At 57.3% G+C, this 13,079-nt stretch carries 18 protein-coding genes; 9 read left to right on the top strand and 9 right to left on the bottom strand.

All coding sequences use genetic code 11. The features are described from left to right. The first annotated feature begins 123 nt into the window (after positions 1-123). Positions 124-735: a DUF1003 domain-containing protein gene (locus SKTS_RS10610; RefSeq protein ID WP_173064397.1), complete on the top strand. Its 612-nt coding sequence runs from the start codon at positions 124-126 to the stop codon at positions 733-735. A gap of 243 nt (positions 736-978) precedes the next feature. Here SKTS_RS10610 and SKTS_RS10615 read toward each other — a convergent pair whose 3' ends face one another. Further along, positions 979-1,275: a DUF1840 domain-containing protein gene (locus SKTS_RS10615; protein WP_173064400.1), complete on the bottom strand. Its 297-nt coding sequence runs from the start codon at positions 1,273-1,275 to the stop codon at positions 979-981. Between the two features lie 332 nt (positions 1,276-1,607). Here SKTS_RS10615 and SKTS_RS10620 point away from each other — a divergent pair, with 332 nt between their 5' ends. Beyond that, the gene (locus tag SKTS_RS10620; RefSeq protein ID WP_173064403.1) at positions 1,608-1,766 is read left to right on the top strand and encodes a DUF3309 family protein; all 159 of its coding nucleotides are present in this window, start codon (positions 1,608-1,610) and stop codon (positions 1,764-1,766) included. 24 nt (positions 1,767-1,790) lie between these two features. Then, the gene (locus SKTS_RS10625; RefSeq protein ID WP_173064406.1) at positions 1,791-2,069 is read left to right on the top strand and encodes a hypothetical protein; all 279 of its coding nucleotides are present in this window, start codon (positions 1,791-1,793) and stop codon (positions 2,067-2,069) included. A gap of 72 nt (positions 2,070-2,141) precedes the next feature. Here SKTS_RS10625 and SKTS_RS10630 read toward each other — a convergent pair whose 3' ends face one another. Together SKTS_RS10630 and SKTS_RS10635 are read right to left on the bottom strand one after the other, a co-directional pair. Then, a complete protein-coding gene (locus SKTS_RS10630) occupies positions 2,142-2,690 on the bottom strand; it encodes an SRPBCC family protein (RefSeq protein ID WP_173064409.1) in 549 nt (182 codons plus the stop codon). A gap of 105 nt (positions 2,691-2,795) precedes the next feature. Next, complete coding sequence (locus SKTS_RS10635; RefSeq protein ID WP_173064412.1) at positions 2,796-3,140, bottom strand: hypothetical protein; 345 nt, start codon at positions 3,138-3,140, stop codon at positions 2,796-2,798. A 32-nt stretch (positions 3,141-3,172) separates the two neighbouring features. Here SKTS_RS10635 and SKTS_RS10640 point away from each other — a divergent pair, with 32 nt between their 5' ends. Together SKTS_RS10640 and SKTS_RS10645 are read left to right on the top strand one after the other, a co-directional pair. Beyond that, positions 3,173-3,322 carry a hypothetical protein gene (locus SKTS_RS10640; RefSeq protein WP_173064415.1) on the top strand — a complete coding sequence of 50 codons (150 nt, stop codon included), beginning with the start codon at positions 3,173-3,175 and terminating at the stop codon, positions 3,320-3,322. A 96-nt stretch (positions 3,323-3,418) separates the two neighbouring features. Next, the gene (locus tag SKTS_RS10645; protein ID WP_173064418.1) at positions 3,419-4,309 is read left to right on the top strand and encodes a GGDEF domain-containing protein; all 891 of its coding nucleotides are present in this window, start codon (positions 3,419-3,421) and stop codon (positions 4,307-4,309) included. A gap of 32 nt (positions 4,310-4,341) precedes the next feature. On the opposite strand, the gene SKTS_RS10650 is transcribed toward SKTS_RS10645, so the two are convergent. Continuing rightward, complete coding sequence (locus tag SKTS_RS10650) at positions 4,342-5,175, bottom strand: Crp/Fnr family transcriptional regulator (RefSeq protein ID WP_173064421.1); 834 nt, start codon at positions 5,173-5,175, stop codon at positions 4,342-4,344. Between the two features lie 511 nt (positions 5,176-5,686). On the opposite strand from SKTS_RS10650, the gene SKTS_RS10655 reads away from it, so the two are divergent. Then, entirely contained in the window at positions 5,687-6,307 is a 621-nt protein-coding gene (locus SKTS_RS10655) for a CDP-alcohol phosphatidyltransferase family protein (RefSeq protein WP_173064424.1), read from the top strand. Positions 6,308-6,616: 309 nt separating this feature from the next. Here the strand turns inward: SKTS_RS10655 and SKTS_RS10660 are convergent, their stop codons facing one another. From SKTS_RS10660 to SKTS_RS10670, 3 genes are all read right to left on the bottom strand, one after another. Then, positions 6,617-7,834: a class I SAM-dependent methyltransferase gene (locus tag SKTS_RS10660; protein ID WP_173064427.1), complete on the bottom strand. Its 1,218-nt coding sequence runs from the start codon at positions 7,832-7,834 to the stop codon at positions 6,617-6,619. Between the two features lie 207 nt (positions 7,835-8,041). Continuing rightward, on the bottom strand, positions 8,042-8,362 hold the full coding sequence (locus SKTS_RS10665; RefSeq protein ID WP_173064430.1) for a chaperone modulator CbpM: 321 nt from the start codon (positions 8,360-8,362) through the stop codon (positions 8,042-8,044). A gap of 2 nt (positions 8,363-8,364) precedes the next feature. After that, entirely contained in the window at positions 8,365-9,309 is a 945-nt protein-coding gene (locus SKTS_RS10670) for a DnaJ C-terminal domain-containing protein (protein WP_173064433.1), read from the bottom strand. Between the two features lie 229 nt (positions 9,310-9,538). Here SKTS_RS10670 and SKTS_RS10675 point away from each other — a divergent pair, with 229 nt between their 5' ends. Together SKTS_RS10675 and SKTS_RS10680 are read left to right on the top strand one after the other, a co-directional pair. Beyond that, positions 9,539-10,432 (top strand): hypothetical protein, encoded by an 894-nt coding sequence (locus tag SKTS_RS10675; protein ID WP_173064436.1) that lies wholly within the window; start codon positions 9,539-9,541, stop codon positions 10,430-10,432. A 491-nt stretch (positions 10,433-10,923) separates the two neighbouring features. After that, positions 10,924-11,346, top strand: coding sequence for a carboxypeptidase regulatory-like domain-containing protein (locus tag SKTS_RS10680; protein ID WP_173064439.1), 423 nt, complete (start codon positions 10,924-10,926; stop codon positions 11,344-11,346). Positions 11,347-11,543: 197 nt separating this feature from the next. On the opposite strand, the gene SKTS_RS10685 is transcribed toward SKTS_RS10680, so the two are convergent. Further along, positions 11,544-11,702 (bottom strand): DUF3309 family protein, encoded by a 159-nt coding sequence (locus SKTS_RS10685; protein WP_173069160.1) that lies wholly within the window; start codon positions 11,700-11,702, stop codon positions 11,544-11,546. A gap of 247 nt (positions 11,703-11,949) precedes the next feature. On the opposite strand from SKTS_RS10685, the gene SKTS_RS10690 reads away from it, so the two are divergent. Further along, positions 11,950-12,246: a hypothetical protein gene (locus SKTS_RS10690; RefSeq protein ID WP_173064442.1), complete on the top strand. Its 297-nt coding sequence runs from the start codon at positions 11,950-11,952 to the stop codon at positions 12,244-12,246. A gap of 114 nt (positions 12,247-12,360) precedes the next feature. Here SKTS_RS10690 and SKTS_RS10695 read toward each other — a convergent pair whose 3' ends face one another. Further along, the gene (locus SKTS_RS10695) at positions 12,361-13,056 is read right to left on the bottom strand and encodes a VIT1/CCC1 transporter family protein (RefSeq protein ID WP_173064444.1); all 696 of its coding nucleotides are present in this window, start codon (positions 13,054-13,056) and stop codon (positions 12,361-12,363) included. Positions 13,057-13,079 lie beyond the last annotated feature (23 nt).

Consider the following 13,079-nt stretch of genomic DNA (forward strand, 5'->3'; position numbering starts at 1 on the left):
CGCAAGTAATGGATTCACTATCTGTGCGTCAACGAACAGATGCTTTTAAAGATTGGCAGGAGCATTCATGCCCCTTCTCCTCGCTGAACCAAAAATCAGCAGCAACGTAATGATGGATACTTTATGAAAGAACCAGCCGTTCCGCCGGCGTCGCAGCCGGATTACCGGGAGACGCCATTAGAATCCGAACGCGACCAGATCAGCCAGAATATCGGTGCCGTACTGGATTTCTACACGCGCGAAGAGCAAAAGGTCAGCCGCTGGCAACGGATACTCGAACGCATCAGCCTGTTTATCGGGCAACCGGTTTTTCTGGGCTTCATTCTGCTCTTTGTCGCGCTCTGGATTCTCGCCAATATCGTATTGCGCCTGTTTGGCATGGCCGAATTCGACCCGGCCCCTTATTTGTGGCTGCAGGGGATTGTCGGACTGGGCGCGTTGCTCACAGCCACCATCGTTCTGACCAAGCAGAACCGGTTCGCCAAGCTAGAGGAACAGCGGGCTCATCTGGACCTGAAAGTGACGCTGTTGACCGAGCAGAAGACCGCCAAACTTATCGACCTGATGGAAGAGTTGCGGCGCGATTTGCCCAATGTCAGAGACCGTCATGATCCCGAGGCGGCTGCACTGCAGCAGTCGATGAATCCCGATCTGGTGCTTGCCGCGCTGGATGAACGCAGCGACCCGGACGGGCGATCGAAGCCCGCCGGAGAAACGCAAGAGGACGGCTCGTAAAAAGTGACCTGCGCGACCGCTTGCGTGGCGATAGCCAATCCGGCCACTGCCAACGTGTATTTCAATAATGTATTCATAGATGTCTCCTAATATGAATCGTCGCCTTAGCGGTGCGCGTTCACGCAAGCCAGGTAACAAGGGGGGGGCAATATGAAGCAGCATCGCGCCGCGGTCTGTGCGGCCCCGCACATAGCGAATTCAGCGGCCATTGCCAGCGAAGATTGCGCGATACTTTCCAACCAGTTATTTCCACATGACGTTACAGCCGTCTTTTGCTGCGGCAGTAAACAGATTAATCAGCGGCAGCCCTCGATTAGCCATGCTCACCACCGGCTCGTCCGCATCACTGTCCTCAATCGGCGGCGAGGCTTTTTCAGCATTGATAGCGGCGGTCAGGCGCCTCAGCGCATCAGGAACGTCTGCCGCCAGAATGGCGCCGGGCACGGTTCCGCTATGTCCCATCATTTTCAGCAGGGTAACCGCGACCTCTCCAAACATGGTGATGTCGGCATAAGCATCGGTTGTGAATGTCACCAGCATGCGGTTCTCCTCATGTGAATGGTTCAGGGTGTGTTGACACGCCCTGATACTGCTTATCTCGATGGAAGCACGCCAAGCTGCATCGCCTGTCGCACGGTTTCTTCATCGCCGGCCCGCTCGGAAACAGAAGGCAATTGAATATAAAAGCTCAAAGCTAAGCGCATGGTCTGTACGGTGGCGCACAAATAGTCAGGCTCATCCAACGTTGCAGTCCCTGGGCGCGTTGTCACTGTGCCCAGAATCCGGTTTCTGTGCGGTGTCGTACAGACGGTTGCCCTGGTTTGAGTAACATCACCAGGCGATGTTACAAACCAACTCTCAGGAGACATGAAATGTCATCAGGAACGATTCTTCTGATCATTCTGGTTGTACTGCTGATCGGCGCGTTTCCCGGTTGGCCCTACAGCCGGGGATGGGGTTACGTGCCCAGCGGCGGTCTTGGGGTGGTGTTGGTGATCTTCCTCATCCTGTTTCTCCTGGGCAAGATATAGCGCGTTCCCGATCCAGCCCCTGGCATGAAATGGCCAAAATATAAATTGATCGCGCTGGCGCTGCTGCTCGCAATTGCAGCGGTGCTGCCGTTCTTTATCACGCTTGACGATTACATTCCGCGCATCGAGCAAGAGGCCTCGGCCAGGCTCAAACAGCCGGTGTCGATAAAAAACATCCGGTTCAGCGTATTGCCATTGCCGCATGTCACGATCGCAGGGATTTGCGTAGGCACGACCGATGACATCAGTTTCGGCACGGCGCGGGTGACCCCCGAGGATGACGCGGAAAAGCCAAAGAAATGAGTAACTACCGCCAGTGGGTTGAACAGCACGGGAAACTCATGAAGCGCTGCCACAGGTGCCGATCAAGGAGCATCAAACTTTCGCGGCTCGCGGGACGGTTGCCGCCATCAAGTCGATGTGTTCCTGGCCCACCAGAAGCGCCCCGAGTCGGCGTGCCAGTCCCTCACCGCCCTGCGCCATTACCAGCGCATGGTTGCGGATGAACATCGGTCGGGCAAGCGGGGCGATCAGGTTCATCCACCAACGGGTGCTGCGGACATGCCACTCGCAGCTGATGACGCTCACCGCGTCCTGACGGGAGAAGTGCCAGCGGCCGATTCCTTCAAGGTCGCCCCGAGCAGTCCCCTCGATAGCCACCAGCTTTTCGATGCGTGTGGCGCACACTTCAAACGCCACCCGGTATGGCAATGGTCCCTGCCAGGAATAGCGCCAGACGCTGTTAATGCCATCGGTATCGCCAGGGGCAACCTGTTCCACATTTCGCACGCCCGGCCACCATTCAGGCCAGCGTAGGGAGTCGCGGATGGCCGCGTACACCTCCTCCAGCGGCGCTTCGATGCGCCAGATGGTCAGCAAACGGTATTCGGCCACGGCGCCTCCAGCGACAGGTGATCCGCTCATGGTCTGCGCCAGAACTGCATAGCGCGCAATACCCGGATGGTGAAATCCGGGCGCAATTGCCGCGCTCGGATACGGCAGGTACGCTGATGGGTAGATGCCAGGCGGCTACCGTTCTTCGTCCCAATGAAACTTGTGCAACAGACGATGCAGCACGGGTACGAAAACGAGACTGGCTGCGACGATGAAGACCAGTCCTGCATACAACGCATAGAGCCCGGCAAAGATCTTTCCCCCATCAGTTTTCGGCGCATCCACCGGCCCCATGCCGCCGAGCAGCATGGCGCTGTTCAGAAACGCATCGCGCCAGGCCAGATCTTCGAAGTGGCGATATCCTGCCATGCCGATCAGAAGGGATCCCAGCAGCAGCGCCGTTGCGCCCGAGATATGGAGAGCGAGACGCAGGAGGAAGCGATTGCGGGAAAGAGGCGGGTGCTTGTGCGTTTCATACATGGGCTGTCCGGCAAATCCTCGTCGCGCAGAACATGCCCGTGGTCAGTCAACCGGAAGTGATGATTAGCAATGCCGCGCAGCGCTTTGGCCAGGATGGAAAACTGAATGATGAGCCGACCAGGCAGCACATTCGGAAACTGCTGGACGCGCTGGTGAAGCTCGTGAAAATCAACCGGACATGAGCATACTCATCTGAAAGAAATCGCTGGTGCGGCGGCACTGTTGCAGGCGTGCCTGGGCTGGGCATTGCATGGCGGTACAGCATGCAGGGAGCAAAAATGAAAATGGCAAGAATCTCCAAATTCCTGCTCGGCACGTTCTGGACCGGCTGGCGCCGCTGGGCTGCATGGTCAATCTGCATCGGCGCGATCTTCCTGCTGGGGGCGCTGCGGAGCGCAACGGATGCCGACTTCACCTTTGCCTCACTGGTGATTCTGCCCGTGCTGGCGATCGCATGGATAGACGGAAAAAGAAATGGCTTGCTTGTGGCTTTCCTGGCGGCTGCAATGTGGACCGTGGCCGATATTGCTGCAGAACGGCAATTCAGCACCCAGTGGATTCCATGGTCGAACGCCTTAACCCGCTTGATGACCTATAGCCTGGTGGCGCTCCTTGCCGCTCAAGTGCGACTGCAATTCGAAAGAGAGCATGAATTAGCGACTCGCGATGCCCTGACCGGGCTGCTAAACAGGCGAGCCTTCCTTGAGGCCGGCAGCGCCGAAGTCGAGCGCGCGAAGCGCTATGCGCGTCCCTTGACCGTCATTTTTCTGGACCTGGACGACTTCAAACAGCTTAACGACGCCAAGGGCCATGATGCCGGGGACGCCGCCCTGCAGGCGACGGCCAAGGCGCTGCTCAGCACCTTGCGTTCCAGCGATCGAGTCGCGCGAATGGGGGGTGACGAATTCGCCGTTCTGCTGCCGGAAATTGGATACGATGCCGCGGTAGAAGCAGGGCGAAAAATCTCCATTGCGGTGAGCGCGGCGCTTGCGGCGTTCCCGCCGGTGAAAGCAAGCCTCGGCATAGCGTGGTTCGGGGAAGCCGATCGGTTGTTCCCGGAAATGCTGAAAGCGGCCGACGGATTGATGTACGAGGTAAAGGAAAGCGGGAAAGGCGACATGCGCCCACGACGCTTTTCCGCGATGAACAAGTCGGGCGCCGAAAAATAGCGTATTTGGAGATTTGGGGGTTTTTCAATTCATCACGGATTGCCATGGATAGACCGAAGCTTCTCAGGCTGTGCCGGTCTATGCACTTTTCCGTGAAAGCCGAGCGCATCGCGAAGGGGCAAGATATTTCCGCATTCAACGTGACTCGGTTGAGCTAGATTTTCAGGAAGCAGGCGATGAAATTCATTTTTTACGACCTGGTAGCATTCGCAGGCCCGTTTTTCCAGTCCGGTGCGGTCGAGCACGGTGATGTGGCCGCGGCGGCATGAAATATGACCGGCGTGCTTCAGTTTCCCGACGGCTTCGGTAATGCCTTCGCGACGCACGCCGAACGCGCTGGCAATCAGTTCCTGCGTCATGGCCAGTTCATTCGAGGGCAATCGGTCGAGGCTTAGCAGCAGCCAGCGGCTCAGCTGTTGTTCCACCGAATGATGCCGATTGCACACTGCGGTCTGGGATATCTGCGTCATCAGCGCCTGGGTATAACGCAACAGCAAGGTTTGCAATGCGCCGGCACGATTGAACTCGTCCTTCAGCAACTGCGTCCTCAGCCGATAGGCGTGGCCTGTGCACAGCACCATGGAGCGATTCGGCATGGTGACGCCGCCGGTAAAGGTGGCGATACCGACTATTCCCTCATTGCCTACCCCGGCGATTTCGGCTGACGCCCCATCCTTCATGACATAAAGCAGGGAAACGATAGCGGTCGTCGGGAAATAGACGTGGCGCAATTCGCCCCCGGATTCATACAGCGTCTCACCGAGCGGCATCTGTACCAGCTCGAGATGGGGCAGCAGGCGCTCATACACGAGCTGCGGCAGTGCCGCGAGAAGCTGGTTTTGCGGTGGGACAGGCGAGTCTGACATATGAACCCCTAGGAACCTCTGATTAAGTCAAACGCGATCCATGTTTGACTTAATCAGAGGTTCCCTAAGAGTGTGATGTTTTATCCGTCTCGCGCTCGGAACGCGAATCTGTACGCTGCAAATAGAGTTTGTATCTTTGGCGAAATGAACTCAGCTCCATACGATCTGGCTGGCCGCTGTCGCGCAAAAGGCAGGCATCCAATTCGGGTGCGGCATTCCCGTTCGCCTCCATCGGATCTTCCGTTGTGCTCGTTGGCATAATGTCGATTCCATGTGTGTGGGAGGGTATGCGTCTCCGGAGTTTAGCGACGCTTGTGCGGTATCAGTGCCTGCATTGTAGGACTGCATGCAAGCCCTTTCTATGCGATTGTTCTTCTAGCAACCTAGGTGTTTCCCCCTAGGGGAAACGCTGACTGATCATGAGTCAGCTTACGTGCGACAGCGTACATACAACATTCTGCATGCACGGGACAATTGCCAAAGTGCCGCATTAATTCAAGGATTCCGCACCATGAAACAAGGTAAGCATCTCTCGATGATCCGCAGTTTCCATCTCGCGGACTGGTTTACATTAGGCAATGCAGCATGCGGTGTCGGTGCGCTGTTCGCCATGATGAGCTATCTGCAGAGCCCGGATGTGCGGCACCTGTTTTTTGCCTGCGCCCTGCTTGCACTGGCGCTTGTATTCGATGTCATCGATGGCCATGTCGCGCGTTGGCGCAAGCAAAGCTCGGTGCTGGGGCGCGAATTGGACTCCTTGGCCGACGTGATCTCCTTCGGTGTCGCGCCGGCGGCCATCGCCTACGGAGTCGGCATGAACGGTCTTTGGGATCGAGTGATTCTGCTCTACTTCGTTGTGTGCGGTGTGAGCCGCCTTGCCCGCTACAACGTCACAGCCGAAGATCTGGCGCAAGGCAGCGACAAGGTGAAATACTTCGAGGGCACGCCGATCCCGACTTCACTGTTGCCCGTCATCGTCATCGCTATCGCCGCCGGATACGGTGCGATCGGCGACCATCTCTGGTTTGGCATGCTTCACCTTGGTCCATGGCGATTCCACCCGCTGGTATTGATGTTTGCGGTGTCCGGCACATTGATGATCAGCCGGACACTGCACATCCCGAAACTCTGAGATATTTGCTGTCCTGGTTCAATCGAAAGTTGCCACGGCCCATGCAGGTAAATGAGCCTAAAAACCTCAATTCAAGCCACAGAGATCACAGAGCACACAGAGATAAAGCGGGTTTCGCGTGCTTTACCAATTCACCTAATGGGTGAACCTAATATTTACAGCAACCTATTGTTTTTACTCTGTGAACTCTGTGTTCTCTGTGGCCAACTGAGTTTTCAAGGATGAATGTGTTGAAAGTGCACGCATCCGGAAAGTCTTTTCGTCAGTTGACAGCCGTCGGCCATTTTGCCTGAACTTCGCTACGCCTCTTCATGCGAGACCAACCATATCCATATGCTCGCCATAGGCGTCGCTGCTGCTTACGCTGTCATAGGGAAGCTCCAGAACCACCCGATACGCATCCATTCCGTGGCTGAGAAAGGCATGTGCCGAGCCCCAGAGATACAGGCGAAACCGCCGATAAAGCATTTCGCCCCAACGGCTGACAATTTCATCGCGAGCGTCCTCCAGGTTCTCGGCCCAGATCTTGCACGTGAGGAAGTAGTTATGCCTGTCGTTATGCACTTCCAACACTTCCAGTTCGCTTTTCGCGACTTCTGCCAGGAAAGCGTGGAGGCAGAAGTAGGCATGGTCGCCCGGAAAGATATAGCGGGATACGAAGGTCGGCTTGGAATACTTTTCCCGATATGCGCTGGCGTCGAGGTATACGCGCCCCCCGGGTTTCAGCAAGCGTTGAAGATGCCGTAGCACGGCCGGATAGTCGGGCAGGTGCTCCATCACGCCGAGGATAACGATGGCATCGTAAGGATAGGGCGATGTGTGTTCCCAGAAGTCCTGATTCAGCACCCTGCAGGGGAGCTGCAGCCGCTTGATCAAGTCGGTCAGAAAAGCTTCGGACTGTTCTGAAATAGTCAGCGATGTGACGTGAATGCCGCGTCGTCCTGCATGCTCGGTGAATCTGCCCCAGCCGCCGCCGACGTCCAGGACGTGATCCCCCGGTTTTAGCCGGCAAGCGTCGATGGCAAAATCGAGCTTACGGTGTTGGGCCGCTTCCAGTGACTCGTCGTCGTGCTCGAATACCGCTTGCGAATAGCAGCGGGTAGGGTCCATGAATTTGAGATAGAACTCGTTGCTGAAATCATAGTGCCCGGCAATCGCCCGCCGGTCGGTCTGCACCCGACCTACGAACAATGGTGCAATCCGCCGCCACAGAGTATGCAGCGGATGGTGGTCGCGCAACAGCCCGCGGAGGCTGGCGAATCCCAGCATGTCGCCCGCGACATCCAGGTTTCCGGCCATGTAGGCTTCGCAAATTTTCACCTCATCCAGGTCTCTGAGGGCAGCCAGCCCGTGACGATCCTTGACCAGTATCTGGACTGCGGGCTCGCCTTTCCCTAAACGATAGGTGCGATTACCCCACAACTGGATTTCGACGGGCAGTTTTATCTTGTCGGCTACCCGCTTTTGAATCAGCCTGAATATTCTGTCATAAGGCCTTGTCAAAGCAGAATCGGCAAATTCACCCATCGGTTGTCCCTCTCCAAAGAATCAGCGTTTCATCCACACTGGGAAGAATGCCCGCTCCGCAAGGGCAAATCTGTGCGCTACCGTACACTGCTGGCAGGTGCGGGCGCATCGACGCCGAGGACGCCTCACGACGCTGCCGTAGCGCAAGTGGCCTGGCTTGATTTTGAGTATCCACATCGACGGCGGCGCCTATCGCCGCACCGAGCATCACTCGCCGCCCAGCGCCCGTAGCCGCGCGCGTAGCGACTCGATCTCGTCGAGCAATTCCAGCGCCAGCGCCGCTCCGGCGAGATCGACGCCGATATCGCGCTGCAGGCGCAAAGCCCGGCGGGCGCGTTGCAGGCTGGCGCCGCTGAAACGCCAGCGCGCCGGTTCGCGGCCACGAGGCTCCAGCAGGCCGATATCCACCAGTTCGATGATCCGTTCGGCGTGAACGGCGCAGGCGTGGCATAGATCAGCCAGCGTCACCTGGGTTTGCTCTTCCAGTATGCATATCGCGAGTTGCGGCAGCCTGTTTCCGTTTTCCATCGCTATACCCCCAGTTTGGCGCGTGGGTTGAAGTTCAATTCCTGCGCCATTTTCCGGTAGAAGCCCTTGGCTGTTTCGCTATCGGCAGGGGGCAGCGCGATGGCCAGAATTACATAGCAGTCGCCGGGCGGAACACCCGGTATGCCGCGCCCCTTCAGCCGTAGCTTGCGCCCGGACATCGAGCCCTCGGGTATTTTGAGTTCCACTATGCCGCCGAGCGTCGGCACTTTGACGGTGGCGCCCAGCGCCGCCTCCCAGGGGGCCACCGGCAAGTCGAGATAGATATCCCGGCCTTCGACCCGGTAAAGCGGGTGCGCCCGAAATTCGATCTCGAGATACAGATCGCCTGCCTGACCTTCTCCGGCGCCAGGACTGCCCTGTCCGCTGAGGCGGATGTGCTGGCCTTCGCGGATGCCCTTCGGGATGCTTACGTTGAGGACACGCTCTCTGGTGACGACATGGCCCCGTGCATCCACGCCGGGAACCCGCAGCGTGATGGTCCGGGTTGCGCCCTGGTATGCGTCTTCCAGATCGATGAGCACCTTGGCGTGGTGGTCCTCGCCCCTGGCAGGGAAGGGCGCGCGCCCACCGCCGCCCGCGTGGAAACTTCGCCCGAACAGGGATTCGAAGAAGTCGCTGTAGTCCGCCGCATCGCCGCCCGTAAAACCGCCACCGCTGAATTCGAAGCCTGCGTTCCAGTCTGGCGGCGGACGAAACTCCTGCCCTCCTTTAAAATTGGTGCCAAGCTGATCGTAAGCGGTGCGCTTTTCCGCATCCTTCAGCACCTCATAGGCTTCGCCCAACTCCTTGAAACGGTTCTCGGCGTCGGGTTCCTTGCTGACATCCGGATGATATTTGCGTGCCAGTTTGCGATAGGCTCTCCGGATTTCATCCTGGGTCGCGTCACGCGCGACGCCCATGACCTGGTAATAGTCCTTGAATTGCATAGGTCCGCTCTATGTATGGATTGTTCCGATATCGCAGATCGACATCGGCAGTCATCGCCATGCTCATACGCGGAATGTTACGCAATCGCTAGAAACCGTCTGTACGCTATCGAACATTGAGCGTAATTTCTCCCGAGGATCGCAATGTTCGTAAGCGCACAGACCGGCTTCCTGCATCGGCCTATTTTGTGAAATTGAACGCCCCCGATTTCACGGCGATGGAGTGGCAATGCATAAGCGTAATTGGTCGAACTGGTTGAGCTGCCTGCTGTTGATCTGCGCCACGGGTGTCGCCTGCGCCGCGCCGGCCAAACCGGATCCCGCCGCGATTCTGCGCGCGAAATACGCGTCGCTGGCGGAACAACTGCGACAGAACCAGTTCAAGCGGCCGCTGGTCCTCGAATCCGCTGAAACGCCGAACCACCTGAAGGGCGACATCTACGCGATCGTCGATTATCCGTTCGGTGCGGTGAGTACCGGCCTGGACAATCCGGATCACTGGTGTGATGTGCTTCTTCTGCACATCAATACCAAATATTGTCATGCGATGACGGGGCAGGGAGGCACCACCCTGAGAGTGAATATTGGCAGGAAGACGCCGGAAAAACTGAGCATTGTGCCGCGTGTCGAACTGGATTACAGCGTCGCCGCGGCGACCCCGGAGTACTTCGAAATCGTGCTCTACGCCAAGGACGGGCCGCTAGGCACCAGCGACTATCGCATCCTGCTGGAAGCGGTGGCACTCCCGAATAGCAAGACGTTTTTGCATCTGACGTATTCCTACGCCATGAATTTCACCGGACGCGTGGCTATGCAGACGTATCTCGTGACCATCGGCCGCGACAAGGTGGGGTTCACCGTGATCGGCAAGCAGGCCGATGGTCAGCCTGAGTATATCGGCGGGGTGCGTGGCCTGGTGGAACGCAACACGATGCGTTACTACCTCGCCATCGATACCTTTCTAGGCGCCGCCCGCGCGGCGCCAGCGGCGCGATTCGAGAAGTGTTTGCAGGCCTGGTTTACGGCTGTCGAGCGCTATCCACGGCAGTTGCATGAAATTGACCGGGATGCGTATCTGGAAATGAAGCGTGCCGAGTATTTGCGGCAGCAGACCGTGTATTGAACCACCGCACTTTGGTACGAGTGTGAAGAATTCTTGGCTGCTCTTGGCGTTGCTATCTGTGCGGCATCGTACAGACGCAACAGCGCCAAAGTTATAGCCTGTGCTAAAGGGGCAGAAGATGAGTGCTTAGGAAGCATAACCAGGAGAATAAGTAGTGGCGCCCGCACCCTATGACTCTCGATTGGTTGTGGCACCTGCACTGCCGCTGGTTGTGGAGTTGGGCGCAGAGCCCTATTACTATCAAAGCGGATATTACTATTACTACAACAATGACCGCTGGGGCTACTCACATTCAAGATCTGGTCCCTGGATGGATCTCCCGAGGAGTCACTACCCTAGAGAGATCAGGCACAGAGGCGGCGATGACAGGGGCAGAGACCGAGGTCGTGACCGTCGTGACCGGAATTAGCCTGACCTCCGTCTTGACCGGTTTCAGTTCGCCCGCATAGCAAATACTGCAACTAACACGCAGTACGAAAAGGAGATAAAACATGCGACAACATGCGATATGGAAGGTGTTTGTTCTGGCTGGCGCCCTGCTTGCTCCTTGCGTGGGATTTTCCGCAGAAACCGGCGTCATTACCCAAAGCCAGAGCGACAATGGCATTGCCTACATGAGCGGTGGGGTGGGCTTGGACGAACGCGAAGCGATGCATAGCCTCGCCACGAATTACAATTTGCGGCTTGTTTTTGCCGGCGAGGAAGGCGCCTATCTTTCCGATGTGAAAGTGGACATCCGGGATACTGCGGGGCGCAATATCCTTTCCGCCGTTTCCAACGGTCCGTGGTTCTTCGCGAAGCTGCCTGGTGGCCGCTACAGAATCATGGTGGAAGCGGGGGGCAAGAAGATGACAAGGTCTGCGGTAGTAGGCAGCCGAAGCCAAACAGCGCTGAAATTTTATTGGCCTGATTGATTTACGCTAATTCGATCTGAGCGCCTACCGGATCAAGTCCGCACCACTACTGACGATCACGTCCGTAGTGAACGTTGCGGCCGCGTGGTTCGGCCGGGGGTTGCGGACTGTGCATTACCCCGTGTTTAGTCGCATGAATATACGGTGGGCACTCAACTCCGGTTGAGTGCCCACCGGCCGTAAAAAATCGGATAACACTATATCATCCCCAGCAACAGCAGAATAAGCACGATCACGACCACCAGCCCAAGCCCACCGCTGGGGCCGTAACCCCAACTCCTGCTGTGCGGCCAGGTTGGAATGGCGCCGATCAGCATCAGGACTATAACGATCAATAGTATGGTTCCCAAACTCATGGTCTTCTCCTCGAAAAATGATTTGGACAGTGCGCCAGGCATAACCGCTTGATGAAGCACTTCTGCGTTTCCAAAAGGCAAGATTTACGTTACTCCATGAGTGTCCATTGGTCCGTTCGGTAGCGCACACAGACGACCTGTTTCTTTTTGTGCGCTGGCGCACAGTTCCGGGCGTCGTTCGCAGGTATCTTTTGCTGGTCCGGGATATCGCACGCCATGACATTCAAGCCATTAATCAGGAGAAATCATGATGAATGATGAAATCACCCCCCGCAGACTTGTACTGCGCGTAGCACTTGCGTCTGTTTTTAGCCTGGTGGTACCGATCACACTTTTCGGTGCTCGATCCACCGGCGCGAACTCTGCCGCCGCGGCGGCGACCAAGAAATTGACACAGGCAAGCGTGCAGTACCAGACCAAGCCGAAGGGCGAGAAGATGTGCAGCAGCTGCATGAATTTCATCGCCGAGTCGAAGACCTGCAAACTGGTCGACGGCTCGATCAGCCCCGATGGCTGGTGTATTTTGTGGGCCAAGAAGGCTTGAGCCGTTGCTTCACCGGGCTCGTTTTTGGGCCAATCCTTCTCTGCTGCTAAGGCGCCCTGAAAGAAAGCAATAATCCAAAACCAACCCTCAATTGGCCCCACGAATTGACTGCATTCATGCCACTGTGCCGAACAGCGCCCCGACCCCCGCGGTTAATCCCATGGCCAGTGCACCCCAGAACGTGACACGCAGTACGCCCACCATCACCCGAGCGCCGCCCACGTAGGCTGCCAAGCCTCCAAGGAATGCCAGGAATACGAGTGAAGTTGCCGAGACAAAAGGAATCAGGTTCGCATGGGGCGCGAATGCCACGACCAGCATCGGCATGGCCGCGCCAACAGCAAAAGCAGCTGCCGAGGTCACCGCAGCAAGCGTTGGGCGTGCACTGAGCGTGTCGTAAATGCCAAGCTCGTCACGGGCGTGTGCACCGAGTGCGTCATGCGCCATGAGCTGCTCCGCGACCTGCTCCGCGAGCGCAGGATCGAGGCCGCGACCGATGTAGATCGCGGTCAGTTCCTTGTGCTCGCCCTGGTCGTCTGTTTCAAGTTCCTTGCGCTCCCGCTCGAGTTCGGCCTGTTCGGTATCTGCCTGCGAATGGACAGACACGTATTCACCCGCAGCCATCGACATGGCGCCCGCAACCAGGCCCGCGACGCCGGCGATCAGGATGCTTTCATGCGTCGCATGTGCAGCCGCGACACCGAGCACCAGGCTCGCTGTGGAAACGATGCCATCGTTCGCACCTAGTACCGCCGCGCGCAACCAGCCGATGCGTTGCGTACGATGTCGTTCCCTATGACGCCTAGACATACGTGAAACCTCTATTGCAAGAT

Source organism: Sulfurimicrobium lacus, from assembly GCF_011764585.1.
Classification (GTDB): domain Bacteria; phylum Pseudomonadota; class Gammaproteobacteria; order Burkholderiales; family Sulfuricellaceae; genus Sulfurimicrobium; species Sulfurimicrobium lacus.